Source organism: Streptomyces sp. DG1A-41 (genome assembly GCF_037055355.1).
Lineage (GTDB): Bacteria > Actinomycetota > Actinomycetes > Streptomycetales > Streptomycetaceae > Streptomyces.
Genome location: NZ_CP146350.1, coordinates 2,970,135 through 2,995,801, shown reverse-complemented (window position 1 = coordinate 2,995,801; position 25,667 = coordinate 2,970,135). Strand labels below are relative to the sequence as shown.

The 25,667-nt window shown below is 71.4% G+C and carries 24 protein-coding genes and 2 tRNA genes; 22 read left to right on the top strand and 4 right to left on the bottom strand.

The genetic code is table 11. From position 1 onward, the window contains the following. Positions 1-10 precede the first annotated feature (10 nt). The 3 genes from V8690_RS13960 to V8690_RS13950 all read left to right on the top strand — a co-directional run bounded on the left by V8690_RS13960 (position 11) and on the right by V8690_RS13950 (position 3,174). The gene (locus tag V8690_RS13960; RefSeq protein ID WP_338778861.1) at positions 11-1,297 is read left to right on the top strand and encodes a glutamate-5-semialdehyde dehydrogenase; all 1,287 of its coding nucleotides are present in this window, start codon (positions 11-13) and stop codon (positions 1,295-1,297) included. 132 nt (positions 1,298-1,429) lie between these two features. Further along, complete coding sequence (locus V8690_RS13955; protein ID WP_338778859.1) at positions 1,430-2,014, top strand: hypothetical protein; 585 nt, start codon at positions 1,430-1,432, stop codon at positions 2,012-2,014. An 89-nt stretch (positions 2,015-2,103) separates the two neighbouring features. Further along, positions 2,104-3,174 (top strand): hypothetical protein, encoded by a 1,071-nt coding sequence (locus tag V8690_RS13950; protein WP_338778858.1) that lies wholly within the window; start codon positions 2,104-2,106, stop codon positions 3,172-3,174. A 144-nt stretch (positions 3,175-3,318) separates the two neighbouring features. Here V8690_RS13950 and V8690_RS13945 read toward each other — a convergent pair whose 3' ends face one another. Continuing rightward, positions 3,319-4,443, bottom strand: coding sequence for a M48 family metallopeptidase (locus tag V8690_RS13945; RefSeq protein WP_338785346.1), 1,125 nt, complete (start codon positions 4,441-4,443; stop codon positions 3,319-3,321). Positions 4,444-4,568: 125 nt separating this feature from the next. Between V8690_RS13945 and V8690_RS13940 the strand changes: the two genes are divergently transcribed. The 10 genes from V8690_RS13940 to V8690_RS13895 all read left to right on the top strand — a co-directional run bounded on the left by V8690_RS13940 (position 4,569) and on the right by V8690_RS13895 (position 9,801). After that, positions 4,569-4,730, top strand: coding sequence for a hypothetical protein (locus V8690_RS13940; protein WP_338778856.1), 162 nt, complete (start codon positions 4,569-4,571; stop codon positions 4,728-4,730). Between the two features lie 163 nt (positions 4,731-4,893). Continuing rightward, on the top strand, positions 4,894-5,058 hold the full coding sequence (locus V8690_RS13935) for a hypothetical protein (RefSeq protein ID WP_086602241.1): 165 nt from the start codon (positions 4,894-4,896) through the stop codon (positions 5,056-5,058). Between the two features lie 82 nt (positions 5,059-5,140). Further along, the gene (gene nadD / locus V8690_RS13930; protein WP_338778851.1) at positions 5,141-5,884 is read left to right on the top strand and encodes a nicotinate-nucleotide adenylyltransferase; all 744 of its coding nucleotides are present in this window, start codon (positions 5,141-5,143) and stop codon (positions 5,882-5,884) included. A gap of 16 nt (positions 5,885-5,900) precedes the next feature. Beyond that, positions 5,901-7,607, top strand: a complete 1,707-nt coding sequence (locus V8690_RS13925) for an LCP family protein (RefSeq protein WP_338778849.1) — start codon at positions 5,901-5,903, stop codon at positions 7,605-7,607. 102 nt (positions 7,608-7,709) lie between these two features. After that, positions 7,710-8,156, top strand: a complete 447-nt coding sequence (rsfS, locus tag V8690_RS13920; RefSeq protein ID WP_338778847.1) for a ribosome silencing factor — start codon at positions 7,710-7,712, stop codon at positions 8,154-8,156. Further along, positions 8,153-8,821, top strand: coding sequence for a histidine phosphatase family protein (locus V8690_RS13915; RefSeq protein ID WP_338778845.1), 669 nt, complete (start codon positions 8,153-8,155; stop codon positions 8,819-8,821). Before rsfS ends, V8690_RS13915 begins: the two co-directional genes overlap by 4 nt. Before the next feature lie 98 nt (positions 8,822-8,919). Continuing rightward, positions 8,920-8,992, top strand: a tRNA-Ala gene (locus V8690_RS13910). A 200-nt stretch (positions 8,993-9,192) separates the two neighbouring features. After that, positions 9,193-9,363, top strand: a complete 171-nt coding sequence (locus V8690_RS13905; protein ID WP_167407410.1) for a hypothetical protein — start codon at positions 9,193-9,195, stop codon at positions 9,361-9,363. A 3-nt stretch (positions 9,364-9,366) separates the two neighbouring features. Then, on the top strand, positions 9,367-9,600 hold the full coding sequence (locus V8690_RS13900) for a hypothetical protein (protein ID WP_006136074.1): 234 nt from the start codon (positions 9,367-9,369) through the stop codon (positions 9,598-9,600). Between the two features lie 128 nt (positions 9,601-9,728). Next, a tRNA-Ala gene (locus tag V8690_RS13895) sits at positions 9,729-9,801 on the top strand. 110 nt (positions 9,802-9,911) lie between these two features. On the opposite strand, the gene V8690_RS13890 is transcribed toward V8690_RS13895, so the two are convergent. Next, positions 9,912-11,528 carry an NADH-ubiquinone oxidoreductase-F iron-sulfur binding region domain-containing protein gene (locus V8690_RS13890; protein ID WP_338778773.1) on the bottom strand — a complete coding sequence of 539 codons (1,617 nt, stop codon included), beginning with the start codon at positions 11,526-11,528 and terminating at the stop codon, positions 9,912-9,914. Continuing rightward, complete coding sequence (locus V8690_RS13885; RefSeq protein WP_338778771.1) at positions 11,525-12,790, bottom strand: cytochrome b/b6 domain-containing protein; 1,266 nt, start codon at positions 12,788-12,790, stop codon at positions 11,525-11,527. The genes V8690_RS13890 and V8690_RS13885 overlap by 4 nt, the downstream gene beginning before the upstream one ends. 466 nt (positions 12,791-13,256) lie before the next feature. On the opposite strand from V8690_RS13885, the gene leuS reads away from it, so the two are divergent. From leuS to holA, 9 genes are all read left to right on the top strand, one after another. Continuing rightward, positions 13,257-16,130, top strand: a complete 2,874-nt coding sequence (leuS, locus tag V8690_RS13880) for a leucine--tRNA ligase (protein WP_338778769.1) — start codon at positions 13,257-13,259, stop codon at positions 16,128-16,130. Between the two features lie 138 nt (positions 16,131-16,268). After that, positions 16,269-17,030: a hypothetical protein gene (locus V8690_RS13875; RefSeq protein ID WP_338778767.1), complete on the top strand. Its 762-nt coding sequence runs from the start codon at positions 16,269-16,271 to the stop codon at positions 17,028-17,030. Positions 17,031-17,102: 72 nt separating this feature from the next. Then, a complete protein-coding gene (locus tag V8690_RS13870) occupies positions 17,103-17,948 on the top strand; it encodes a DegV family protein (protein WP_338778765.1) in 846 nt (281 codons plus the stop codon). Positions 17,949-18,067: 119 nt separating this feature from the next. Continuing rightward, positions 18,068-19,183, top strand: coding sequence for a ComEA family DNA-binding protein (locus V8690_RS13865; protein WP_338778764.1), 1,116 nt, complete (start codon positions 18,068-18,070; stop codon positions 19,181-19,183). After that, positions 19,180-21,831 (top strand): ComEC/Rec2 family competence protein, encoded by a 2,652-nt coding sequence (locus V8690_RS13860; protein WP_338778762.1) that lies wholly within the window; start codon positions 19,180-19,182, stop codon positions 21,829-21,831. The genes V8690_RS13865 and V8690_RS13860 overlap by 4 nt, the downstream gene beginning before the upstream one ends. A 4-nt stretch (positions 21,832-21,835) precedes the next feature. Continuing rightward, positions 21,836-22,675 (top strand): arylamine N-acetyltransferase, encoded by an 840-nt coding sequence (locus V8690_RS13855; protein WP_338778760.1) that lies wholly within the window; start codon positions 21,836-21,838, stop codon positions 22,673-22,675. 243 nt (positions 22,676-22,918) lie between these two features. Beyond that, the gene (locus V8690_RS13850; protein ID WP_338778758.1) at positions 22,919-23,800 is read left to right on the top strand and encodes a YceI family protein; all 882 of its coding nucleotides are present in this window, start codon (positions 22,919-22,921) and stop codon (positions 23,798-23,800) included. Positions 23,801-23,842: 42 nt separating this feature from the next. Beyond that, complete coding sequence (locus V8690_RS13845; RefSeq protein ID WP_086561908.1) at positions 23,843-24,088, top strand: hypothetical protein; 246 nt, start codon at positions 23,843-23,845, stop codon at positions 24,086-24,088. A 45-nt stretch (positions 24,089-24,133) separates the two neighbouring features. Next, entirely contained in the window at positions 24,134-25,123 is a 990-nt protein-coding gene (gene holA / locus V8690_RS13840) for a DNA polymerase III subunit delta (protein ID WP_338778754.1), read from the top strand. Positions 25,124-25,159: 36 nt separating this feature from the next. Here holA and V8690_RS13835 read toward each other — a convergent pair whose 3' ends face one another. Continuing rightward, complete coding sequence (locus tag V8690_RS13835) at positions 25,160-25,585, bottom strand: VOC family protein (protein WP_338778752.1); 426 nt, start codon at positions 25,583-25,585, stop codon at positions 25,160-25,162. Positions 25,586-25,667: the final 82 nt, after the last annotated feature.

The window sequence follows — 25,667 nt, the reverse complement described above, 5'->3', positions numbered from 1 at the left end:
CGCTGCCCTCATGACCACGCTTTCGCCGTACGACTCCATGTCCCCGGTCACCGAGGCCGCCTACCGCGCCAAGGCCGCCGCCGCGAGCCTCGCGCCGCTGCCGCGGGCCGACAAGGACGACGCGCTGCTCGCCATCGCCGACGCGCTGGAGGTCCGTACGAGCGAGATCATCGAGGCCAACGCCAAGGACGTCGCCAAGGCCCGCGAGGCCGGCATCAGCGAGGGCATGATCGACCGGCTCACGCTCACCCCCGAGCGGGTCCGCGCCATCGCCTCCGACGTGCGCGACGTCGCCGCGCTGCCCGACCCGGTCGGCGAGGTCGTGCGCGGCTCCACTCTGCCCAACGGCATCGACCTGCGCCAGGTCCGCGTGCCGCTCGGCGTCGTCGGGATCATCTACGAGGGCCGGCCGAACGTCACCGTCGACGCCGCCGCCCTCTGCCTGAAGTCCGGCAACGCGGTCCTGCTGCGCGGCTCCTCCTCGGCCTACCAGTCGAACACCGCCCTCGTGCGCGTCCTGCGCGACGCCGTGGGCGGGGCCGGGCTGCCCGCCGACGCCATCCAGCTCGTGCCCGGCGAGAGCCGCGACAGCGTGCGCGAGCTGATGCGCGCCCGCGGCCTGGTCGACGTGCTCATCCCGCGCGGTGGCGCCTCCCTGATCAACACGGTCGTCCAGGAGTCCGTCGTCCCGGTCATCGAGACCGGCACCGGCAACTGCCACGTCTACGTCGACGCCCAGGCCGACCTCGACATGGCCGTCGAGATCCTGATCAACTCCAAGGCGCAGCGCGTCGGCGTCTGCAACGCCGCCGAGACCCTCCTGGTCCACCAGGACGTCGCCGCCGAGTTCCTGCCGCGCGCCCTGGACGCCCTGGCCGACGCGGGCGTCACCGTCCACGCCGACGAGCGCGTCCTGGCCTATGCCAAGGACTCCAAGGCCACGGTCGTCGAGGCGACGGCCGAGGACTGGGAGACGGAGTACCTGTCGTACGACATCGCCGCGGCCGTGGTGGACTCGCTGGACAAGGCCGTCGAGCACATCCGGCTGTGGACCTCCGGCCACACCGAGGCCATCGTCACGACCTCCCAGCAGGCCGCCCGCCGCTTCACCCAGCTGGTCGACTCGACCACGGTCGCGGTCAACGCCTCCACCCGCTTCACCGACGGCGGCCAGTTCGGCTTCGGCGCGGAGATCGGCATCTCCACGCAGAAGCTGCACGCCCGCGGCCCGATGGGGCTGCCCGAGCTGACCAGCACGAAGTACATCGTCACCGGGGACGGGCACGTGCGGCGCTGAGCCGTCTGCCACGTGGGTATGTAAAGCGGCGCATGTGTGTGCGGCAGGGGCGGACCGGCCGGGCGTGCGCCGTGCGGCACCCCGTGAACGCCGTCTCAACCGGCGGATGAATTTCCATACCGTCTGCCCAAATTGACCCCCCAGGTCTACTCTGGAACCGTGCCGGAGGACGTGGGGGGCACGCCGTTTCCTGACGGCCGGGAGCCCGACGACGACCACGACCGCGGGGTGTCGGACGAAGAGTTCGCCTCCGTGGTCTTCGACGAGGCCTTCGTACGCGCGGCCGTGGTGCACGAGCCGAGCGCAGTGGAGCGCCTCCTTGCCGCCGCCAAGGCGAGAGCCGAGGCGGAGGCGCGCCGCGCCCACTCCAGAGGCGAGCGGTACGACGACGGGTACGGCCCCGACGGACACGGCGATTTCGGCCATGATCCCGATCTGGACGACCCCGACATCCTCGAGGACCACTACGACGGCACGGGGCCGTACTCCAAACAGGTCCGCTGGCACCGCCCCGTCGCCTGGCTGCTCGCCCTCGTGATGGGCATCGGCATGGTCGCGCTGGCCTTCACGGCGGTCTACCGGGGCGCGTCCTCCAACCGCCAGGACCCCGTGCCCGCGCCCACCTCGACCGGGCTGGAACAGGGCAGCGGAGCGGCTCCCTCCGCTTCCGCCGACCACTCCCAGCCGGCCATATCGGTGATCCCGCGCACCCCTTGACCGGAACCCGCCCGTCCTGGTGAGGACCTGTCAGAACTTGTGGTGCGGCAGGGCGTTTACCCGAGCTTCCGGAGACCTACCCTGAAGATATGGGCGGGCCTGGAGATCCACCCGAGGGGACACCCGAGGGCGCTCCCGGAGGTGGAGAGGACGAGTACCGATCCGTCGTCTTCGACGAGTCGTTCGTCCGGGCTGCCCGCCTCCAGGAGTACTCCGCCCAGGAGCGCATCAGCGACCACGCGCCCGCCGTGCGCCGCGCCCCGCCCCTGCGCCGGGGCCTGTCCCGGCAGGCACTGGTCCTGGTCCTGCTGATCGCCCTCGCCTTCGGTACCGCGATCTACATGGGCGTACGGCACCCCTACCAGACCCCCGCCGCCCAGGAGACCGCCGAACCCCTGCGGATGACCGTCATCCCGCTCGCCCCCGAGGGCAAGGTGCCCGGCACGGCCGACACGGCGTACCTGTACGAGCGCAGCCCCGCCGCACAGTTCAAGACCGGTGCGGAGGGCGTGCCGCTGCCCGCCTCGCGCCGCACCGCGCACTTCTCGGACAGCCAGGTCGTCAGCGCCCTGACCACCGCCAAGGACTACATCGTCCGCTCCGCCCTCGACCCGGACGTGCTCATGGGCCGTGAGGTCCGCGCCGTCCGCGTCCTGCTGGCCCCCGACCAGCTGGACCAGTTCGATCAGAGCTTCGCCCGCCCCACCGCGGACGGGCGCCACGCGCCCACCGGCTGGCTGGTCCGCTTCGACCCCTCCCGTGCCGAGCTGGCCGACCGCAAGGTGCGGGTCCAGGGCACGCTCCAGGCCGCCGAGGCCGACTCGTCCACGCTCGAGGTCACCGCCGACCACACGTTCGTGTACGCGCTGCGGCCGGCCGGGACCGGTGACAAGGCCGAGGTGTCCCTGTTCACTGTCCGGCGCGAGCTGCACTTCCGCTTCGACCGCGACGACCTGCGCCTGCACCAGGCCCAGCTCGTCGTCTCCTACGTCCAGGCCGGCCCGCTCTCCTGCGCCGAGGACTCCACGAACCACCTGCGCCCCCTCCTGGCCGGCCAGACGGCCAAGGAAGGCGGCCCCGCCGGTACGGACCCCTACGCCACGGGCAGCGCCACGGCCCTGTGCGGCTCCCTGGCGACGAGCGCGCAGCCGAAGGTGTGAGGCGGGCTTTCCGGGGCGCTGGGGGCTCTGTGGGCGCTGTGTGCGTTGGGTGTGTGCTGGGAGCCTCCCGGCCCTCCTGCGGCGCCTCGGCTGTCCTCGCGCGGCGGCCGACGCTTCTGCGGGGGCCTCCGCCGTCGTCGTGCCTCAGCCGTCGTCGCGCGGCGGCCGGTCGTCTCCCGGGGAGTCCGACGGGCCCGGCGTCTCCGGCCCCCGGGGCGGCTTCTGAGCCGGGTTCGTGAAGCCGCCGAAGCCCCGGCGGACGCGCTCGCCCAGGTCGCCGGCGCCACCGGCGAGGTCGGTGACCAGCTTCATCAGCGGGTCCTTGGAGCTCTTCACATGGGTCGTGTAGTGGTTCGCCGAGTCCCGCCAGGAGTCCCGGACCGAAGTGTCCCCGTCCTCGTCGCGCCGCGGGTAGTGGCCGTCCATGATCCGCTGGTAGTCCCGCGACTCGGCCCACTTCTTCAGCTCGGCCGCCCGCACGGTGGTGAAGGGGTGGGAGCGCGGCAGCACGTTAAGGATCTTGAGCACCGAGTCGCGCAGGTCGCCCCCGGCCTCGTACTCCTCGGCCTGGGCGAGGAACGCGTCCACGTTCATCTCGTGCAGGTGGTTGCCGCCCGCGATCTTCATCAGACCCCGCATGGACGCCTGGAGATCCTGCCCGACCAGCAGCCCCGCCCGGTCCGCGGACAGCTCCGACTTGCGGAACCACTCCCGCAGCCCGGTCACGATCGCCATGATCGCGAGGTTGCCCAGCGGGATCCAGGCGACCCGGACGGCGAGGCTCGTCAGGAACAGCAGGATGGTCCGGTAGACCGAGTGCCCGGACAGCGCGTGCCCCACCTCGTGCCCGACGACCGCCCGCATCTCCTCCTCGTCGAGCAGTTCGACGAGGCCCGTCGTGACGACGATGATCGGCTCGTCCAGCCCGATGCACATCGCGTTCGGCTGCGGGTCCTGGTTCACGTACATCGGCGGGACCTTCTCCAGGTCCAGGATGTAGCAGGCGTCCCGCAGCATCACGTTCAGATGCGCGAACTGCTGGTCCGACACCCGCACCGAGTCGGACAGGAACAGCAGCCTCAGACTGCGCTCGGGCAGCAGGCCGCTGAGCGCCTTGAACACCGTGTCGAAACCGCTCAGCTTGCGCAGCGCCACCAGGGCGGAGCGGTCGGCCGGATGCTCGTACGTACGCGAGGAGATTCCGGGGAAGCGCCTGCGCTGCCTGCTCGGCACGTTCTCGTGCCCGTTGTGCTCGTGGCCGTCGGACATGTCTTCCCCCATGTGCGTCTGTGTGACCTTTACGGCCCCTTGTGCGGCCTTTTGCTTCCCCGAGGCAGAGCCCAGCCTAGGCGGAGTTACGGTGGTCGGGCAGTGCAGCGAAGGAGACCACCGCCATGGAGCACCACCCCGCAGCCGCCTGGCTCGCCGAGGCCACGACCGCCGCCGAGCGGCATGGAGGGCCGGGGATGCTGCGGTACGTACTGCTCGTGATGATCCTGGGCTGTGTGCTGACCGCGTGGTTCCTGCTGCGCGGCTACAGACGGAAGGACGACTGAGGCACCGGGAAGGTTCCCCCGCCGGGCCCCGGGACCGGGCCGGGCGGGAGCAGGTACCGCCTCCGCGTCACGAACAGGCGGAGTCGGGGTGATCGCGGTCGGGGCGCCCGCTTACGATGAGCCGACGTCTTTAACCCGCCCACACCCGAAGGTCTCGCCGAAGATGAGCTTCCACAGCACCGCTGCCCAGTTGGTCACCCTCGCCGCCGAGGGCGAGGAGCACGGCGGAAACCACGAGAGCCTCAGCCCCTACCTCACCGGTGGCGCCGCTCTCTTCATCCTGCTGCTCATGCTGTGGGTCACCACCCGCTTCAACCGCGACCGCTGAGCCCGGCAGGGCGCCCCGCGCGGGCCCCTGGAGACCACGGGGCGGCCGGAGCCCTCAGACAGGGCCGGTAGGGTCTGCACGCATGGGAGAGCAGGACATGCCTACCGGTCCGGCGAACGAGACGCCGCACGACCCGGCACAGGACACGGCGAGCGGCACCGAGCGACACTCGGAGCCCCGCCGTGCCGCCATTGCGCACCGCCAGATCGACGGTCCCGGAAACGACCGGCCCCGGATGGGCAAGCGCCGCCTCGGCGTCATGGGCGGCACCTTCGACCCGATCCACCACGGGCACCTGGTGGCGGCCAGCGAGGTCGCCGCGGCGTTCCACCTCGACGAGGTGGTCTTCGTCCCGACCGGCCAGCCCTGGCAGAAGAGCCACCGCAGCGTCTCCCCGGCCGAGGACCGCTACCTGATGACGGTCATCGCGACCGCGGAGAACCCGCAGTTCTCCGTGAGCCGCATCGACATCGACCGCGGCGGCCCCACCTACACCGTGGACACCCTGCGCGACCTGCGCGCGCTCAACCCCGACACGGAACTGTTCTTCATCACCGGCGCCGACGCGCTCGCCCAGATCCTCACCTGGCGGGACAGCGCGGAACTGATCTCCCTCGCGCACTTCATCGGGGTCACCCGGCCCGGCCACCACCTCAACGACCCAGGACTTCCGGAGGGCGGCGTCTCCCTCGTCGAGGTCCCCGCCCTCGCCATCTCCTCCACGGACTGCCGTGCGAGAGTCGCCAAGGGCGACCCCATCTGGTATCTGGTGCCGGACGGAGTCGTGCGCTACATCGACAAGCGCGAGCTGTACCGCGGCGAGTGAGCCGAGAGGGGCACCGGTGAACGACCGATACGACCCTGGGTACGGGGGCGACCAGTACGAGCTCGTCGGCTACGACGAGTACGGGCAGCCTGTCTACCGGCAGGTCCCGGCTCAGCAGACCCAGCAGCAGACGTACGACCCGTACGCCCAGCAGCAACAGCAAAACTACGGCTACGACCCGTACGGAACGGCCGGGCAGCAGCCCCCGTCTCCGCACCACTACGGCACCGGCCGGCAGCAGCCCGCCGCGTCCTACGGCTCCTACGACCCCTACGCCTCGGTCCCGCAGCAGGGCGGCCCCGCGCAGGGCGCTGCCCACGATCCCTACGGCCAGGCCCCGGCCGGCGGTCCCGGCGGGCAGCCCCGCGTCTCCGAGCAGACGGCGCACATCCCGCAGCAGGCCGGCCCGGCCGACCGTGAGGAAGCCACCGGTGAGCCGCAACGGGATTACCCCACCGAGCAGTTCGCCTTCGTCGAGGAGCCCGACGACAACTCCGAAGACGTCATCGACTGGCTGAAGTTCACCGAGAACCGCACCGAGCGCCGCGAGGAGGCCCGGCGCCGCGCCCGCGGCCGGATCGTCGCCCTGGTCGTCGTCCTCGCGCTCGCCGCGGTCGGCGGCGTCGGTTACCTCTGGTACGCGGGGAAGCTGCCCGGTCTGTCCTCCGACGACTCCGCGACGGGCACCGCGACGGCCGCGGGCGCCCAGAAGCGCGATGTGATCGTCGTCCACCTGCACGACACCAAGGGCGGCGGCACCGCCACGGCCCTCCTCGTCGACAACACCACCACCAAGCGGGGCACCACCGTCCTGCTGCCCAACTCCCTCGCCCTGACCAGCGACGACGGCACCACGACAACGCTCGCCAAGTCGGTCGAGGACGACGGCTCCGACGGCACCCGCGACGCGCTCGACACGGTCCTCGGCACCGACATCGAGGGCACCTGGCGCCTGGACACCCCCTACCTCCAGAACCTCGTCGACCTCGTCGGCAACATCGACGTCGACACCAACACCGACGTGCCCGACCCCGCCGCCAAGAAGAAGGGCGCGGCCCCCCTGGTCAACAAGGGCAAGAACCAGACCCTCAGCGGCAAGATGGCGGTCGCCTACGCCACCTACCGCGCCCCCGGCGAGGCCCAGAACGCCCAGCTGGAGCGCTTCGGGCAGGTCCTCCAGGGCGTACTGCGCAAGATGTCCTCCGACCCGCAGGCCGCGACGACCACGATCCAGACCCTGGCGCAGATCCTGGACCCGTCCCTGACCGACAAGGACCTCGGCTCCTTCCTCGCCGGGCTCTCCGACCTCGCCAAGGGCGGCGACTACAGGACGGACCTGCTGCCCGTCCAGGCCGATGGCACGCTCAGCGCCCAGGCCGGCGCGGACGTGGTCAGGAACGTCCTCGGCGGCACCGCCAAGAGCCCCGACAAGGACGCCGCCGTCAGCGTCTCCGTCCAGAACGCCAGCGGTGTGAAGGACAACACGGAGAAGGCCCGCGTCGTGCTCCTCAACGGCGGCTTCACCTTCCTGGAGGGCGGCACGCCCGGCTCCGCACAGGCCACGTCCAAGGTCACCTACGCCGACGCCGCCGACAAGGCCAACGCCACCGAGGTCGCCAAGACCCTGGGCCTGCCCGCCGGCTCCGTCACCAAGGGCAAGATCTCCACGAGCGCCAACGTCGCCGTGGTGCTCGGCCAGGACTACAAGCCGTCGTCCGACTAGACACAAGCGGCATGTCCCCCACGTGATCGCGTCATCGCGTGGGGGCTGTCGGCGGTCCGTGAGACCCTTGGGGGCAAGTGACCGCCGACGGAAAGCCTTGTAGTGACCGTGACCGACCGCTCTCACGAGCTGATCAACACCGCCGCCCAGGCGGCCGCCGACAAGCTGGCCCACGACATCGTCGCCTACGACGTCAGTGACGTGCTGTCCATCACGGACGCCTTCCTGCTGGCCTCCGCGCCCAACGACCGCCAGGTCAAGTCGATCGTCGACGAGATCGAGGAGCGCCTCAACAAGGAGCTCGGCGCCAAGCCGGTGCGCCGCGAGGGCGACCGCGAGGCCCGCTGGGTGCTGCTCGACTACGTCGACATCGTCGTCCACGTCCAGCACAGCGAGGAGCGCGTCTTCTACGCCCTGGAGCGGCTGTGGAAGGACTGCCCCGAGCTGGAGCTGCCCGAGGACGCCAAGGCCACCCGCGGCAAGGCCGAGCAGCACGCCAAGCTGCGAGCGGCCGAGGAGGCGGCGGAGCTGGAGGGTGACTGGCGGTGACCTCCTTCAGTGAGGCGTCCACCGGCAGGGGCCGGGGCCGCCGCATCATCCTCTGGCGGCACGGCCAGACCGCGTGGAATGTGGAGCGCCGCTTCCAGGGCACCACGGACGTCGAGCTCACCGAGACCGGCGTCACGCAGGCCCGCCGCGCCGCCCGGCTGCTCGTCGCGCTGAAGCCGGACGCGATCGTCGCCTCCGACCTGAAGCGGGCCGCGAACACGGCCGCCGAGCTCGCCGCGCTCACCGGCCTCGACGTGACCCACGACGAGGCGCTGCGCGAGACCTACGCGGGTGTCTGGCAGGGCCTGACGCACGACGAGATCATCGCCCGGCACGGCGACGAGTACGCCGCGTGGAAGCGCGGCGAGCCGGTGCGCCGCGGTGGTGGCGAACTGGAGACCGAGGTCGCCGACCGCGCCGCCCCCGTGGTGCTGCGGCACGCCGAGAAACTCCCCCAGGACGGCACGCTCGTCGTGGTCAGCCACGGCGGCACCATCCGCACCACCATCGGCCGCCTCCTCGCCCTGGACCCCCACAACTGGGAGAGCCTCGGCGGACTCTCCAACTGCTGCTGGTCCGTCCTCGGTGAAGGCGCCCGCGGCTGGCGCCTGCTGGAGCACAACGCCGGCACCCTGCCGGAACCGGTGCTCGGCGACGACGACTGACCCCGGATTTCACTTTCCGGCAGGTCGCAGGCTAAAGTTCTTCTTGTTCGCCCCGCCGAGCGGGGCGAAACACCATGCGGCTCCGCCGCGTGGCGCGAGGGGCTATAGCTCAGTTGGTAGAGCGCCTGCATGGCATGCAGGAGGTCAGGAGTTCAATTCTCCTTAGCTCCACGTCAAGATCCCGTTCCCGTTCAGGGGACGGGATTTTCGTGCCCCGGGTTGAGTCACTCGGGCCCGCTGAGGCGTATACCTCTACGGCCACGACGCCTGCCGTGTCCGGACTGGTACTGAGGCGTCGCTGACCGTATTGCTCCGGCCGTGGCAGAATCAAACGGCCGGAAGGGGGCGCGGCCCGACGGGAGGGAGTAGCGATGCCTGCGAGCATCCAGGAGGTCGACCACCTCCTCGGAGCAGCATTGACACGGGATATGTCCACCCGCCTCAGCTGCCCTTCCTGCGGTTCCGCGCACGTGGCCCAGATGCTCGGCGACAACGGCGGGATCTCCTACGTGTGCACGGCCTGCGGCCACAGCTGGAGCTGATCGATGGGTGCACACAGGCGGAAATGCGACTGGTGTGGCAGCGGGACTCCGATCGTCCGCGACATGGAGCCGATCAATCCCGACTACCAGTACTGGTGCGAGGAGTGCGCGCGGGCGCTGATCATAAAGGGCGACCCGATCGAGACGTACCGCGAGCTGGAGGGCGAGCCGATCTACGGCCGGCTTCTGGAGGAGCACTGCACGCTCAAGCGGTTCTATTCGTTCGTCACGGCGTAGAGCCCGTAGGGTCGGTGCAAATCCGGCATAGCGGGCATCTCCGTGCGAGGTGGAATCGATTTGGTGTTGGGCCCGATGGGCCAGTAATGTTGGCGTCGCCGCCGGGGAAACCCGGAGGGACGCAGCAAGGGGCTATAGCTCAGTTGGTAGAGCGCCTGCATGGCATGCAGGAGGTCAGGAGTTCAATTCTCCTTAGCTCCACAGAAGATGACGAAGGCGGGCCATCCGATCGGATGGCCCGCCTTCGTCGTGTCGGTGTCCGTGTGCGCGTACGGCGGGCTCCCCCGAGGGAAGACCCGCCGTACGTGTGCTCAGCGGCCCAGAGCGCGGCGGCCGCGGCCCTGGGACAGGACAGGGAGGTTGCGGGACGGCGCGCCGCCCTGAGCGCGCGTGTCCTCCTCGATGCGCAGGGCCAGTGCCGGGCAGCGGCGCACCGCGCGTACAGCCTTGGCCTCGGCGTACCGCGGCACCTGCGCCTGCGCCACGGTCGGGAAGCCGTCGGCGCCGAGCTGGAACACCTCGGGGAGGATGTCCGCGCACAGGCCGTGGCCCCGGCACAGCGTCCAGTCGACGTAGATCTTCTGGCGGCTGGGGCCGTTCTCCTCGGACTCGCCGCCGCCCGGGATGCCCGTAGGGGCCCTGCCGCCCTCGAAGAGCGGCAGAACGCCCTCCACGGGCCGTCCGCAGCCGTTTCCGAGGACATGGGCGGCCAGGTCGTCCGTGAACGCCTTGATGGTCGACTCCAGGAACATCGCGGAGCCGTCCGGATGCGAGCACGCGCCGCGCCGCTTCACGTTCTTGGCGACCTGCTTGAGCGCCTCCAGGGCGGCCGGCCCGCCGCCGTTGAGGATGTCCTCCATGCCGCGCGCGGCGGCCGGCAGTCCGAGGTAGCAGGGGCCGCACTGGCCCGCGCTCTCCTCCGCCAGCCACTGGGCGACACGCAGCGACTCGCCCAGCGGGCAGGTGTCCTGAGTGATCGGCAGGATCGCGCCGGCGCCGAGCGAACCGCCCACCGCGTCCAGGGAGTTGCGGGAGACGATCGCCTCGTTGACCGTCGCCGCATCGATCCACTTGCCGTGGTAGCCGCCGGTGAGCACGCCCTGCGGCACCGGCGGGGCGCCGGCCAGCTGGAGGACGTACCGCAGTGGCACGCCCGTCGGGACCTCGATCACCATGGGGCGGGCGACCGCCCCGGAGACCGTGAGCATGACGGTGCCCGGCTCGTCGTACAGGCCGGTGTTGCCGTAGCGCTCCGGGCCGATGCGGGCGGCGATGGCCAGTTGGGCGAAGGTCTCGGCGTTGGACAGCAGCGTGGGCGCGCCGCCGACGCCGTTCTGCGAGGCGCTGACCTTGCGGCCCGGCGGGATGGCCGGCCCGCCGTCGATGGAGCGGATCAGCGACGCGGCGGCGCCGGTGACCATACGGACAGGATTGCGCTGCACGCGCGCGCGGAGAGCCGATCTGCGGCCGTTGCTGAGGCCGCGTTCGGCGAGCGCGGCCTCCATGGAGCGCTGTGTGGACTCACGGGTGACCCCCACCACGAGCGTGCGGGCACCCAGCGCCTCCGCGCACAGCAGCGCGCCGTCCAGGATCAGATGGGGAGCACGGTTGATCAGCACCGTGTCCTTGCGGCAGGCCGGCTCGTCCTCGCTGCCGTTGACGACGACGACCGGCCGGACGCCGCGTTTGATCGCCGACTCGGCGACCGAGCGCAGCTTCTTGTGGAAGGGGAAGCCCGCGCCGCCGCGGCCCTTCAGGTTGATGCGTTCGGCGAGTTGCGCGAGCTGCTCGCCGCCCATCGGCTCGAGTGGCCCGTGCACCTTCAGGTGCATGGGCAGATCGAGCCGATCGACAAGGTCGAAGCCCGACGTGAGCTGGGGAAGGCCGACCACGCGGACTTCGGGTACGTCAGGCAAAGCCTCGTTCACTTAAAGCCTCCGGAAGGCGTGTTCCAAGGTTCGCCCGATCCCGGTGCGTCGAAGTCGTAGGACGCGCCGGGCAGTGTTTCAGTGGCGGGACCGCTGTTGTACGTGTCGTTCGGGTAGTACGTGTCGTAGACGGCGTTCGTCTCACCCGTGTCGTACACGTCACTCGATCCGTAGCCGGCGGCGCCTGGATTGCCATAAGCCGGGACGCTTTGTCCGGTGTCCTGCAGAGGATCGTAGGGCGGGATGTTGAAGCCCGTGTCCTGGAGCGGGTCGTAGGCCGACGGCGGGGCCTCGCCGACCGGCGGCGGGGACGGGATCGGCCAGTTGCCCGAGGTGCTGGAGGGGCCGTCCACGGTCGGGATGGTCTGGGTGGGCTGCATGTCCAGCGGCAGTTCCGTGCGGTTGACAGGCCCCGGCGCGAACGCCTGCTGGCCCAGCGGCGGGCTCGAGACGGCCCGGTAGGCCGCGGCGAAGCCGCTCACGGGCTCCTGCGGGGCGGGGCGCTCCGCCTTCTCGTACCGCGGTCCCGACCGGGAGGCCGCGGCCCCCACGGGCGTGTCCCGGCCCCCGTAGCCGGGCAGCGCCGAGCCGGCGCCCGCCCGGGCCCGGCTCTCCTCCAGATCCCTGCGGCCCTGGCCATCCCCGGGCCCGATGAGCTGGGCGACCCTGTCGGCAACCTTGCGCTTGACCGGGCGCGGAGCGGCGCGCAGGGCGAGGGCTGCGGCCACGCCGACCACGGACAGGCAGTACAGGATGACGAAGATCGGCTTGGCCTGGCGACCCGCGTAGAGGCCGTGGACCAGTGCGGCGCACCAGGCCGGGTAGGCCAGCATGTGCATGGCCCGCCAGCGGGCCGCGACGGGCGCCGGGGACGCGAAGCGGTTGCGCAGCGCGCCGGTGATGCCCACGAAGATCATGAGCATGCCTGCCAGGGTGCCCAGGCCGATCAGGAACGACCTGCCCCCCACCAGCTCTTCGTCGGTGAGCAGCAGTCCGAAGGGGATCACCGCGGCGATCCACGAGGTGTGGGACAGCGCCAGCTTCACTCCGATGTGCACCAGCAGGAAGGCGACCGAGGCGACGGCCGTGGTCCGGTGCACGGCCTGCGCCAGGATGCGCCTGCGGGCGTCCAGGAGGATCCGGTCCTGGGCGACCAGGCCCCAGATCACCGAACAGGTCAGGCACACCAGGGACAGCACGCCCGCGCCGAAATTGAGGAACTCGGCGAAGGAGTCGTCTGCCGTGGAGTCGTTGGGGTTCACGGCCGGCCTCCCCACATCCCGGTGACCGGGTGTAGCGAGCTGTTACTGCGATGACGGTTCATGGGGGCAACTCCGAGCGGTTCGGGAAAGCGGTCCCGCTGCCGCACTCTAAGCCGCGCCATACCGATGAGTACGAGGTTTGAGTTATTGCGTTGTTATCAAAGGACAATGCGGTTGTTGTGATGTCCCTTAGCGACTGTTACGCGAAGTAACCTTTGACCCTCGTTCAGCTCTTGGGTACCGAGACGGCCCCTCGGAAGCGCGTCGCGGTGCGCTGGGGGCCTGCGGTACCCTAACGCCATGCGTGCCGTACGCCTTCTGCTTAGCGGGCCGCGCTGATCAGTCCCGGCCACCGGACGAGTCGAGTGGCCGGAATCGGCGCGGCGTCCCCTCCTGTGCGAGGGGATTTTTCGTTTCTCGAACCACACCGCCGCAGGCAGAGACGATCGATGGAGCTTTGAGGATCATGAGCGAGACGAACCCCGCTGCCACCTCCGAGGTGGCAGCGCCGCACCGCTACACGGCCGCCATGGCTGACGAGATCGAGGCACGCTGGCAGGACTTCTGGGACGCCGACGGCACCTACGCCGCGCCCAACCCCAAGGGCGACCTGGCGGGCGACCAGGAGATCGTGGCCAAGCCCAAGAAATTCATCATGGACATGTTCCCGTACCCCTCGGGTGCGGGCCTGCACGTCGGACACCCGCTGGGCTACATCGCCACGGACGTCTTCGCGCGCTTCCAGCGGATGACCGGCCACAACGTCCTGCACACCCTGGGCTTCGACGCCTTCGGCCTGCCCGCCGAGCAGTACGCGGTGCAGACCGGCACGCACCCGCGCGTGTCCACCGAGGCCAACATGGAGAACATGAAGTCCCAGCTGCGCCGGCTGGGCCTGGGCCACGACAAGCGCCGTTCGTTCGCCACGATCGACGCGGAGTACTACAAGTGGACCCAGTGGATCTTCCTCCAGATCTTCAATTCCTGGTACGACCACGAGGCCAGGAGGGCCCGCCCGATCTCCGAGCTGGTCGCCCAGTTCGAGTCGGGTGAGCGGCCCGTACCGGGGTCCACGCGCGCGTGGAGCGAGCTGAACGCCGCCGAGAAGGCCGACGTCCTGGGCGAGTTCCGGCTGGCCTACGCCTCCGACGCGCCGGTCAACTGGTGTCCCGGGCTGGGCACCGTGCTGGCCAACGAGGAGGTCACCGCCGAGGGCCGCTCCGAGCGCGGGAACTTCCCGGTCTTCAAGGCCAAGCTGCGCCAGTGGAACATGCGCATCACGGCCTACGCCGACCGGCTGCTGGAGGACCTGGAGGAGCTGGACTGGCCCGAGGCCATCAAGCTCCAGCAGCGCAACTGGATCGGCCGCTCCGAGGGTGCCCGCGTCGACTTCCCGATCGACGGCGAGCGCATCACGGTCTTCACCACGCGCCCGGACACCCTGTTCGGCGCGACCTACATGGTGCTGGCGCCCGAGCACCCGCTGGTCGAGAAGTTCACCCCGGCCGCCTGGCCGGAGGGCACCCACGAGGTGTGGACCGGCGGCCACGCGACCCCCGCGGAGGCCGTCGCCGCCTACCGCGCGCAGGCCGCCTCGAAGTCCGACGTCGAGCGGCAGGCCGAGGCCAAGGACAAGACCGGCGTCTTCATCGGCGCCTACGCGACCAATCCGGTCAACGGCGAGCAGGTCCCGGTCTTCATCGCCGACTACGTGCTGATGGGCTACGGCACCGGCGCGATCATGGCCGTCCCGGCCGGTGACCAGCGCGACTTCGAGTTCGCGCGCGCCTTCGAGCTGCCGATCCGCTGTATCGTCGAGCCGACCGACGGCCGCGGCACGGACACCGCGACGTGGGAGAACGCCTTCTCGTCCTACGACGCCAAGATCATCAACTCCTCGAACGACGAGGTCAGCCTGGACGGCCTGGGCGTCGCCGAGGCCAAGGCGCGCGTCACCGAATGGCTGGAAAGCAAGGGCGTCGGCGAGGGCACCGTCAATTTCCGGCTGCGCGACTGGCTGTTCAGCCGCCAGCGCTACTGGGGCGAGCCCTTCCCGATCGTCTACGACGAGGACGGCATCGCCCACGCCCTGCCCGAGTCGATGCTGCCCCTGGAACTGCCGGAGGTCGAGGACTACTCGCCGCGCACCTTCGACCCGGACGACGCCGACACCCAGCCCGAGACGCCGCTGTCGCGCAACGAGGACTGGGTCAACGTCACGCTGGACCTGGGCGACGGCCCGAAGAAGTACCGGCGTGAGACCAACACCATGCCCAACTGGGCCGGTTCCTGCTGGTACGAGCTGCGCTACCTGGACCCGCACAACAGCGACCAGCTGGTCGACCCGGAGATCGAGCGGTACTGGATGGGCCCGCGCGAGGGGCAGCCGCACGGCGGTGTCGACCTGTACGTCGGCGGCGCCGAGCACGCCGTGCTGCACCTGCTGTACGCGCGCTTCTGGTCGAAGGTCCTGTACGACCTGGGGCACGTCTCCTCCGCGGAGCCGTTCCACAAGCTGTACAACCAGGGCATGATCCAGGCCTACGTCTACCGCGACAGCCGTGGCATCGCGGTGCCGGCCGCCGAGGTGGAGGAGCGCGACGGCGCGTACTACTACCAGGGCGAGAAGGTCTCCCGGCTGCTGGGCAAGATGGGCAAGTCCCTGAAGAACGCGGTCACTCCGGACGAGATCTGCGCCGAGTACGGCGCCGACACACTGCGGCTGTACGAGATGGCGATGGGCCCGCTGGACGTCTCCCGGCCGTGGGACACGCGCGCGGTGGTCGGCCAGTTCCGGCTGCTCCAGCGGCTGTGGCGCAACATCGTCGACGAGGCGACCGGCGAGGTGACCGTCGTCGACGCCGAGCCGGACGAGGAGACGCTGCGCGCCCTGCACAAGGCGATCGACGGCGTGCGCGGGGACCTGGAGGGCATGCGGTTCAACACCGCCATCGCCAAGGTCACCGAGCTGAACAATCACCTGACCAAGGCGGGCGGGGCGGTGCCGCGATCCGTCGCCGAGCCGCTGGTCCTGATGATCGCGCCGCTCGCCCCGCACATCGCCGAGGAGCTGTGGCGCAGGCTGGGGCACCAGGAATCGGTCGTCCACCAGGACTTCCCGGTGGCCGACCCGGCGTACGTCGTCGACGAGACCGTGACCTGCGTCGTGCAGATCAAGGGCAAGGTCAAGGCACGGCTGGAGGTCTCGCCGTCGATCTCCGAGGACGAGCTGGAGAAGGTCGCGCTGGCCGACGAGAAGGTCGTCGCCGCGCTGGACGGGGCCGGGATCCGGAAGGTGATCGTGCGGGCGCCGAAGCTGGTGAACATCGTTCCGGCGTAGCCGCCAGGCGCTGCGGACGGCTCTCGGGGTGGTCCCCTACGGGCAGGTTCGGGGTTTTTCTGGAACTCCGGGCCTGCCTGTTGCGTTTACCGTTGAAGAGCGGTGTGAGATGTGCCGAGACGCCCTGAGGAGGAGCCGGTGGACGCAGTGATCGCAGTATTCGCTCTGCTCTTCGTGCTCCTTTTCGGACTCGGTGTGTACGCCACGGTCAAGGTGGTCGGCGCCGCCAAGCGAGGCGTGGACCGCGGCATCACGCAGGCCCGCCGCACGGTCGAGGACCACACCCTGCGGGCCAAGTCCTTCGCCCAGCCGGGCGCCGCGGGCGAACTCGCCCAACTGCGGCTGAGACTGCGCACCTCGATGCGTGCCACCCAGGACGCGCTGCACGCGGCCGTCGCTGAGGACGAGTCCCTGAAGGAGTCCATCGGCCTCTTCGAACGGCTCAGCGCGCACGGCCACGAGCTGGACGACGAGCTGAAACGCCTGGAGTCCGAGCCCGACCGCACCGCCCTCGGTGAGCGGCTGCCCGAGCTGCGCGAGCGCACCGAACGCATCACACAGTCGGCGGACGCCCTGCGCTGGGCCGCCCGGGACCGCGCCCGACGCTTCGCGGAGGACGACCTGGACACGCTCAGCGCCCAGATCGACATGGAGGCCGGGGCACTACGGCACTGGACGACGGCGCCGGAGTCCCAGCCCGCCTCCTCGCCGGAGCCGCGGCCCGCCGCGACGCCGTGGCCCGAGGCGCCCGCCGCCGATGCCGCCACGGCCGGACAGACCTGGCCGGAGACCCCGCAGTCGAGCCCGGCGCACGAGCCGGCACGGCCCGCCATCACCCCGCCGGGACCGCGCCCCACCTACCCCTGGCAGAAGAAGCCCCGCCCCGAGAGCACCACTTGATCCGGCCACTCGTGTCACAGGGCTCGGGGGCCGGGCTGCCGCACGGGCACTACGGCAGGTAACCTCCAGCTCATGTCCCGCCATGTCGCGATCGTCACCGATTCAACGGCCTACCTGTCGGCCCGGGCGATGGAGCGTCACGGCATCACAGCGGTACCTCTGACCGTCGTCCTCGGCGACCGGGCGCTGGAGGAGGGCACCGAGATCTCGACCCGCGCCCTTGCCCAGGCTTTGCAGAAGCGGCGCCCGGTGACGACCTCGCGGCCCAGCCCCGCCCTCTTCGAGGAGACGTACCGCAAGGTCGCCGAGTCCGGCGCCACCGGCATCGTCTCCCTCCATCTCTCCGCCGAGCTCTCCGGTACGTACGACGCGGCCGTCGTCGCCGCGCGGCAGGCGCCGGTGCCGGTGCGGGTGGTGGACACCGGCATGATCGCGATGGCGCTCGGCTTCTGCGCCCTTGCCGCGGCGGAGACAGCGGAGTCGGGCGGCACGGTGGACGAGGCCGTCACGGCCGCGGAGAAGCGGGCCGCGGGCACGTCGGCCTACTTCTACGTCGACACCCTCGACTACCTGCGCCGCGGTGGCCGTATCGGTGCCGCGCAAGCCCTGCTGGGCTCGGCGCTCGCGGTGAAACCGTTGCTGCAACTGGCCGACGGCCGTATCGAACCGCTGGAGAAGGTACGGACCGCGTCGAAGGCGATCGCCCGCCTCGAGGAGATCGCGGCCGAGCGTGCGGGCAGCGCCCGGGTCGATGTCGCCGTCCACCATCTCGCCGCCCCGGACCGGGCGGCGGCCCTCGCCGACCGGTTGCGGGCACGGGTGTCCGGGCTGGCCGATCTGCATGTCAGCGAGGTCGGGGCGGTGATCGGGGCGCACACGGGGCCCGGGTTGCTGGGGGTCGTGGTTTCGCCGCAGTGAACGGTTGCGGCGGGCTGTGATCACCCGTGTGGGTGGCCGGGTTATCCACAAGTCGGCCGTTGTCCCCGGGAATTGACCAAGATCATCGCGAGTGTGCCGACGTGGCCGATCCTCGTCGCATGGCACTTCGATCACGTTCACGCACAGCGACTGCGACCAGCGGGCCGGGCCGTGGACCGGCGTCCGACGGCCGTATCCGTCATCGCCGTCACCGGCCTGTCGCACGCGGCCGGGCGCGGCATCGCCATGCCTCGGCGGAGGAACTCCGCCGACGCGCGGAGGTGCTGTTCGGCGACCATGCCGAACGGGGCGGGGAGCGGTGGGAGTCGGGCCAGGGTCCGCCCGAGAAGGCGGTTGCTGCAGGACGTGCTCGGCAAGGACTCGCTCAGCCGGGGACTGCTGCGGAAGGCGGTGCAGAGCCCGATGTGGAACCCGATGTGGAGTCCGGCCGGGTCCCCCTCGGTGTCGACGGCCGACTAGGGGAGGGGGACTGGCGGGAGCGGGCCGGGCTGGCGGTGCGGGAGCGCATGCCCGTGTGGTTGCAGGCGAGGTGCGGCCTGGAGCGGCGGAGCGTGCTCGCGCTGACGGTGGTGCTCGTCGTCGCCGCGGCGTTCGCCGTGCAGCACTTCTGGACCGGCCGGACCCAGTCCGTGCGGGCGCCCGAGGTGGTGCGAGCGGCGGCACCGTACGGGGAGCAGGGGCACAGCGGACCGGCCGAGCCGGAACGAGGACCGGGCGCGCCCGCGGGGGCGGCGAAGGCGACAGGTGCCGCAGGAGCGGCCGAGATCGTCGTGGACGTCGGCGGCAAGGTCCGTGAACCAGGGGTCCACCGGCTGCCGGCCGGATCGCGTGTCGCGGACGCGCTGCGCGCGGCGGGCGGGGTGCAGCCGGGCACGAAGACCGACGGCCTCAACCGCGCCCGGTTCCTCGTGGACGGCGAGCAGGTGATCGTCGGCGGACCGGCTCCCGTCATGGGGACCGGGACGGGCGGCACGGCTGCCGGAGGCACGGGCGGTGCGGCGGCGGGCGGCGTCATGCCGGGGGCTCCCGTCTCCCTCAACACGGCCACCGCCGACCAGCTCGACACCTTGCCGGGTGTCGGCCCGGTGCTGGCGCAGCACATCATCGACTACCGCACGCAGCACGGCGGTTTCCGTACCGTGGACGAGCTGCGCGACGTGAACGGAATCGGTGATCGTCGCTTCGCCGACTTGCGGAATCTCGTGCGGCCATGAGGGGCGCCCGTGAGCTGCCGGCATCTCCCGCCAGGTCGTCCGTGCACGCCTCCTCCGGTAACCGGCTGGGCAGCGCCCGTCCGAGGCAGGAGGGACCCACGGATCTACGGCTCGTCCCACCCGCCCTCGCGGCCTGGGGCACGGCGGCGCTGGTGCTGGGCGCGTCGCCGGGGTGGACCGTGGGCATCGTGGCCGGCTGTCTGGCCGCCGTCGGCCTGCTGCCGCTGGCCCGGCGAGCAGGGTGGGCCTCCTGGCCGCGGGCGGCGGCCGCCGCCGTGCTGCTGTGCGTGGCCGCGGCTGCCGCCTCGGCCGGGCTGCACGGGGCGGATCTACGCCGGGGGCCGGTGCCCGGCCTGGCGCGGGAGTACGCGACGGTGACCGCCGAGGTCGAGCTCACCTCCGACCCCCGGCTCACACGGCCGAAGGTCCGAGGCGATCGCGTCGCTCCAACCGCTGTGCTGATCGACGCCGAGGTGCGGCGCGTCCAGGAGACGGGTGGCGCGACGGTGGTGACGCGAGCGCCGGTGCTGGTGATCGTCGATGTGGGGTCGGCCGGCCGGGCCGCCGAGGGTGGGCGGTCGGCGTCCGCGGGCGGGATGACCGGGGCTGTCGGGGATGGGCGGTCGGCGCCAGCGACCGGGTCTGTCGGGGGTGGTCGGCCGGTCGCCGGTGGGCCGGTGCCGTCGCCGTGGCTGGGGCTGCTGCCGTCGACGCGGCTGCGGGTCAGCGCGCGGCTGGTGCCCGCGATGACGGGCGCAGACCGGGTCGCGGCCGTGCTGCGGGTGCGGGGCCAGGCCGAACCGGAGGTGGTGGGGGAACCCTCGGCCGCTCAGCGGGTCGCCGGGCGGTTGCGGGCCGGGCTGCGGGAGGCGACCGACCAACTGCCGGCGGATGCCCGGGCCCTGTTGCCGGGGCTGGTCGTGGGGGACACCTCGCGGATCACCCCGGAGCTGGAGGAGGCCTTCAAGGAGACCGACCTCACCCACACTCTGGCCGTATCCGGGGCCAACTTCACGATCTTGCTCGCCCTGCTGCTCGGGCCGCCGGGCCTGGCGCAGCACGTCGAGCGGCGAGGGCTCGCGCCTCGCCTCGGTGTCTCCCTGCGGGCGACCGCGGTGCTCGGGGGTGTGCTCTCACTCGGGTTCGTCGTCGTGTGCAGACCGGACCCGAGCGTGCTGCGGGCCGCGGCCTGCGGAGCCGTCGCGCTGCTCGCCCTCGCGACCGGCCGCCGCAGGTCACTCATCCCGGCGCTGGCGACGGCGGTCCTGCTGCTGGTGCTGTACGACCCGTGGCTGGCGCGGAGTTACGGGTTCCTGCTCTCCGTCGTGGCCACCGGCGCCCTGCTCACGCTCGCGCCGCGCTGGAGCGCCGGGCTGCGACGGCGCGGCGTCCCGCCACGGCTCGCCGAGGCGCTGGCCGCCGCTGCCGCCGCCCAGGCCCTGTGCGCACCCGTCGTCGCCGTGCTGTCGGCGCGGGTGAGCCTGGTGGCGGTGCCGTGCAATCTGATCGCGGAGTTCGCGATCGCCCCCGCCACCGTGCTGGGCTTCGCGGCACTGGCCGCGGCACCGGTGGCGATGCCGGTGGCCAAGGTCCTGGCGTGGTGCGCGCATTGGCCGGCCGAATGGATCGCGGAGGTCGCCCGCACCGGGGCGGCACTGCCGGGAGCGGGAGTGGACTGGCCGGGCAGTTGGGCGGGCGCGGCGCTGCTCGCGGCCGTGACGCCGGCCGTGCTGCTCGCTGGGCGACGGCTGCTCGGGCATCCCTGGTGGTGCGGGGTCTGCGTTCTGCTGCTCGTGCTGCTGGTGGCGCAGCCGCCGCCGCTGACCCGGGTGGTCACGGGCTGGCCGCCGCCGGGCTGGCGGCTGGTGATGTGCGACGTGGGGCAGGGCGACGCCATGGTGCTCGCGGCGGGCGAGAGCACGGGGGTCGTGGTGGACGCGGGACCCGATCCGCAACTCGTCGACCACTGCCTGCGCTCACTAGGCATCACCAGGATTCCGCTGGTCGTGCTCACCCACTTCCATGCCGATCACGTGGCGGGCCTGCCCGGGGTGCTGCGCGGACGGGCGGTGGGCGCGATCGAGACGACCGGCTTCGAAGAGCCCGCGGACCAAGCCGCGTTCGTACGGAGACAGGCGGCGGCCCGGCGGGTTCCCGTGACGCGGGCCGCCGCAGGGGAGCAGCGCCGTACGGGGGAGTTGTCCTGGCAGGTGGTGTGGCCGCCCCCGGCCCCACCACCGGGCTCGCATCCGCAGCCGCTCCCGGCCCACCCGGCGCCGGAGGGGCCGAACGACGCCAGCGTCGCCATGCTGGTCCGGTCGGCCGGACTGAGCCTGCTGCTCCTCGGGGACCTCGAACCCCCGGCCCAGCGGGCGCTGGCGAGATCACCCGCGGCCGAGGCGCTGGAGAGCGTGGACGTACTGAAGGTCGCCCACCACGGCTCGGCCTACCAGGACCCCGGCCTGATACGCCGGGCGGCCCCGCGGCTGGCCCTGATCAGCTGCGGTGCGGACAACACGTACGGGCATCCGGCGCCCGGCACGGTCGCGGCTCTGCGTGCCGGGGGCGCGGCGGTGCTGCGGACGGACCGGGACGGCGCACTGGCGGTCGTAGGAGAGGGCGGGGAGCTCAGGGTGGCGCGAGACTGAGGGCATGAACTCAGCACAGCTTGATGCCTATCTCCGCCGCCTGGGAGTCGAGCACCCGGCGTGGCCCACCGTCGACGTGCTCCGCGAACTGCACCTGTGCCACCTCCGGACCGTGCCGTTCGAGAACCTGTCGATCCATCTCGGCGAGGAGATCGTGCTGGAGGAGAAGCGGCTGCTGGACAAGGTGGTGGGCGCCCGGCGGGGCGGGTTCTGTTACGAACTCAACGGAGCCTTCGGGGCGTTGCTCGCCGCGCTGGGTTACGACGTGGCGCTGCTCGCGGCGCGGGTGTACGGGGACGAGGAGCGGCTCGGGATCCCGTACGACCACCTCGCGCTGCGGGTGCGGACGGTGGACGGGGGTGACTGGCTGGCCGACGTCGGGTTCGGGGCGCACTGCCATCTGCCGCTGGCGTTCGGGGAGAGGGGAGAACAGGAGGATCCCGCAGGCACGTTCCGGATCGTCGAGGCGCAGCCGGACGCGGCCGGGGTGCGCGGTGGGCACGACACGGTGGAGACGGCGGACCTGGACGTGATCCGGGACGGCAGACCGCAGTACCGCCTGGAGGTACGGCCGCGGGTGCTCGGGGACTTCGTGGCCGGGGCGTGGTGGCACAGCACATCGCCGGTGTCGCACTTCACGCGGTCGCTGGTCTGCTCGCGGGTCACGGAGAACGGAGGGCGGATCACGCTCAGCGGCCGCAGGTTCACGGTGACCGGGGCCGACGGCAGCCGGGAGGAGCGGGAGCTGGGGACGGACGAGGAGGTGCTCGGGGTGTACCGGGAGCGGTTCGGTATCGAGCTCGGCTCGGTGCCGAAGGTTCGGGGCACCGGCCAGGACGGCTGACCCTGACAAGAGGGACAAGAGGGATGAGAGGGGCGAGAGGGGCAAGGGGCGGCGAGGGCAGAAGGGGCAGACGGGCCAGACACCCCACTCGGTCCACATGGTGCTCCTCGTGCGTACTCCCAGCACAGGTGCTGGATTCCCGTGATGTGGTCCCGTGTTGCCTCGAAAGCCCCATCGGTGGTCGAATGCCTCCTCGGTGAAACAGTGATCAAACAGCTGACTTCGAGTCGCACGAGGTGTCCAATGATCGGCCGCTGGCTGGGAAGCCGAACGAACCGGGTGCAACGGACGAGCCCCCTGGCGGCGGTGCCGACTCCGCCGAGCGCCGGGGTGCTGACCTGCCGGGTGCTCGACCCGGTCAACGAGCCGGTCAGACACGCGGAGTTCGCGGTCACCGACGCCATGGGGCGTTCCGTGGTCAGCGGGGGAGCGGATCCGTTCGGGTCGTTCGTGACGACGGTGCCCGCGGGGGAGTACCGGCTCGCCGTGTCGGCGGAGGGGTACACGCCGTACCGGGCGACCACGCAGGTCGCCGAGAACTCGCTCGCGTCGCTCGGTGACGTGACGCTCCAGGTGGCCCGGCCGCCGGAGCTGCCCGCGCCCGGCGATTGGGCGATCGAGCCGGCGCACTCCTCGATCGGCTTCACCGCGCGGCACATCGGACTGGCCCGGATCCACGGACAGTTCAAGTCCTTCGCCGGGGTCATACGGATCACCGAGCCGCTGGAGCAGTCGGCGATGCACGTGGTCATCGACGCGGCGTCCATCGACACCAACATGAAGATGCGCGACGACCATCTGCGGTCGGCGGACTTCCTGGACGTCGCGAAGTTCCCGACCCTCGAGTTCTACAGCGAACGGTTCGTGTACAAGGGCGGGAACCGCTGGGCCGTGACGGGGGCGCTGTCGCTGCATGGCGTGACGCGGACGGTCACGCTGGACACGGAGTACCTGGGGCTGGGCAACGGCATGGAGGGCGAGGTGCGGGCGGCCTGCCGGGCCACGACCGAGCTGCACAGGGACGACTTCACGGTGAGCTGGCAGACGATGCTGGCCCGCGGTATCGCGGTGGTGGGCCCGAGCATCAAGGTCGACCTCGATGTGCAGGTCGTCCGCAAGGGCTGAGCCGGCGGTCCGTCCGCGGCGGGGTGTCGGACAATTGCCGGCGTGAGTGATGTGCGACATGTGCTGGTGCTGCCCGACAGGGATGCGGCGGAAGAGGTGGTGCAGGCGCTTGCCGAGCGCTTCGGCGTCGTCGAGGAGCCGCAGCTCGTGCGGGACGCGCTGGCCGGCGAGGACGATGCCGAGGACGCGCAGTGGCTGGTCGTCCTGAGGGACGAGGAAGAGCGGCTGGATCCCGGGGAGCTGGACCGGTTCGCGGGGGAGTGGGAGGGGTGGCGGGAGGAGCCGTGAGCCCTTCGGGGCCCGCTGTCAGTGCCGCGTGGGATGCTTGTCGCGATGGCCAGGAAGACTGCGAATGACGACCCTCTCGCCCCCGTGACGCTCGCCGTGGGCCAGGAGGAGCTGCTGCTCGACCGTGCCGTGCAGGAGGTGGTGGCCGCCGCCAAGGCCTCCGACGCCGACACGGACGTACGGGACCTGACCCCAGACCAGGTGCAGCCCGGCACGCTCGCCGAGCTGACGAGTCCGTCCCTCTTCGCGGAGCGCAAGGTCGTCGTCGTACGCAATGCGCAGGACCTGTCGGCCGACACGATCAAGGACGTGAAGGCCTATCTCGGGGCGCCCGCCGAGGAGATCACCCTGGTCCTGCTGCACGCCGGCGGGGCCAAGGGGAAGGGGCTGCTCGACGCGGCGCGCAAGGCGGGGGCGCGCGAGGTGGCCTGTCCCAGGATGACGAAGCCGGCGGACCGGCTGGCGTTCGTGCGGCAGGAGTTCCGGGCCGTGGGGAGATCCGCCACACCGGAGGCGTGCCAGGCGCTCGTCGACGCGATCGGGAGCGATCTGCGGGAGCTGGCGTCGGCGGTCTCGCAGCTGGTCGCGGACGTCGAGGGGACGATCGACGAGGCGGTCGTCGGGCGGTACTACACAGGCCGGGCCGAGGCCTCGAGCTTCACGGTCGCCGACCGGGCGGTCGAGGGGCGCGCGGCGGAGGCGCTGGAGGCGTTGCGCTGGTCGCTGTCGACCGGAGTGGCGCCGGTGTTGATCACGAGCGCGCTGGCGCAGGGCGTCCGGGCGATCGGGAAACTGTCGTCGGCGCGTGGCGGCCGACCTGCCGATCTCGCCCGGGAGCTGGGCATGCCGCCGTGGAAGATCGACCGGGTGCGGCAGCAGATGCGGGGCTGGACTCCGGACGGGGTGGCCGTGGCGCTGCGGGCGGTGGCCGAGGCGGACGCGGGGGTGAAGGGCGGCGGGGACGATCCCGGGTACGCCCTGGAGAAGGCGGTGGTCACCATCGCGCGGGCGGCGCGGTCCAGGGGCCGGGGGTAATCCCGGCAGGACCCATGGTCCCCCATCACCCTCCGCTCAGAAGACCGGCTCCCCGATCCCCAGCAGGTTCCCCTCGCTGTCACGGAACCAGGCGCCGCGTTCCCCACGGGCGCCCTTGCTCGGGTAGTTCCCCTCGATCTCGGCGATCCCGCCCTCCGTGCGGAAGCCGGGCACGTCGACCTCCTCGAAGACCACGCCGCGCCGCTTGAGCTCCGCCACGGCGGCCTCGATGTCGCCGACCTCCAGCGCCATCTGGGTGAAGGTGCCGGGCGATGCTCCCGTCGACCGGAACAGCACGAACTCCGCGCCGCCGCAGCGGTACAGCAGCCCACCGGGCCGTTCGTCGGCCGGTTCCAGAGCGAGTTTCTCGGAGTAGAAGCGCCGCGCCCGGTCCAGGTCCTGAGCGGGAAGCCTGGTCGCCACACGGGCCCCGGCCAGCACGTTCCTGTCGTCTGCGTCCATGTCTCCACTGTGCCGCGAGAGCCGTCCGGAGGGAGAATCGGGAGAGTCAGCCGTACTCGCCCAGTGACGGAGAGGTGGCGAA

Bases quoted from the DNA above. Each gene is read 5' to 3' on its own strand.
- V8690_RS13960 (WP_338778861.1), top strand. From the start codon at position 11: ATGACCACGCTTTCGCCGTACGACTCCATGTCCCCGGTCACCGAGGCC.
- V8690_RS13950 (WP_338778858.1), top strand. From the start codon at position 2,104: ATGGGCGGGCCTGGAGATCCACCCGAGGGGACACCCGAGGGCGCTCCC.
- V8690_RS13945 (WP_338785346.1), bottom strand. From the start codon at position 4,443: ATGTCCGACGGCCACGAGCACAACGGGCACGAGAACGTGCCGAGCAGG.
- V8690_RS13940 (WP_338778856.1), top strand. From the start codon at position 4,569: ATGGAGCACCACCCCGCAGCCGCCTGGCTCGCCGAGGCCACGACCGCC.
- V8690_RS13935 (WP_086602241.1), top strand. From the start codon at position 4,894: ATGAGCTTCCACAGCACCGCTGCCCAGTTGGTCACCCTCGCCGCCGAG.
- nadD (WP_338778851.1), top strand. From the start codon at position 5,141: ATGGGAGAGCAGGACATGCCTACCGGTCCGGCGAACGAGACGCCGCAC.
- V8690_RS13905 (WP_167407410.1), top strand. From the start codon at position 9,193: ATGCCTGCGAGCATCCAGGAGGTCGACCACCTCCTCGGAGCAGCATTG.
- V8690_RS13900 (WP_006136074.1), top strand. From the start codon at position 9,367: ATGGGTGCACACAGGCGGAAATGCGACTGGTGTGGCAGCGGGACTCCG.
- leuS (WP_338778769.1), top strand. From the start codon at position 13,257: ATGAGCGAGACGAACCCCGCTGCCACCTCCGAGGTGGCAGCGCCGCAC.
- V8690_RS13870 (WP_338778765.1), top strand. From the start codon at position 17,103: ATGTCCCGCCATGTCGCGATCGTCACCGATTCAACGGCCTACCTGTCG.
- V8690_RS13865 (WP_338778764.1), top strand. From the start codon at position 18,068: ATGGCACTTCGATCACGTTCACGCACAGCGACTGCGACCAGCGGGCCG.
- V8690_RS13860 (WP_338778762.1), top strand. From the start codon at position 19,180: ATGAGGGGCGCCCGTGAGCTGCCGGCATCTCCCGCCAGGTCGTCCGTG.
- V8690_RS13855 (WP_338778760.1), top strand. From the start codon at position 21,836: ATGAACTCAGCACAGCTTGATGCCTATCTCCGCCGCCTGGGAGTCGAG.
- V8690_RS13850 (WP_338778758.1), top strand. From the start codon at position 22,919: ATGATCGGCCGCTGGCTGGGAAGCCGAACGAACCGGGTGCAACGGACG.
- holA (WP_338778754.1), top strand. From the start codon at position 24,134: ATGGCCAGGAAGACTGCGAATGACGACCCTCTCGCCCCCGTGACGCTC.
- V8690_RS13835 (WP_338778752.1), bottom strand. From the start codon at position 25,585: ATGGACGCAGACGACAGGAACGTGCTGGCCGGGGCCCGTGTGGCGACC.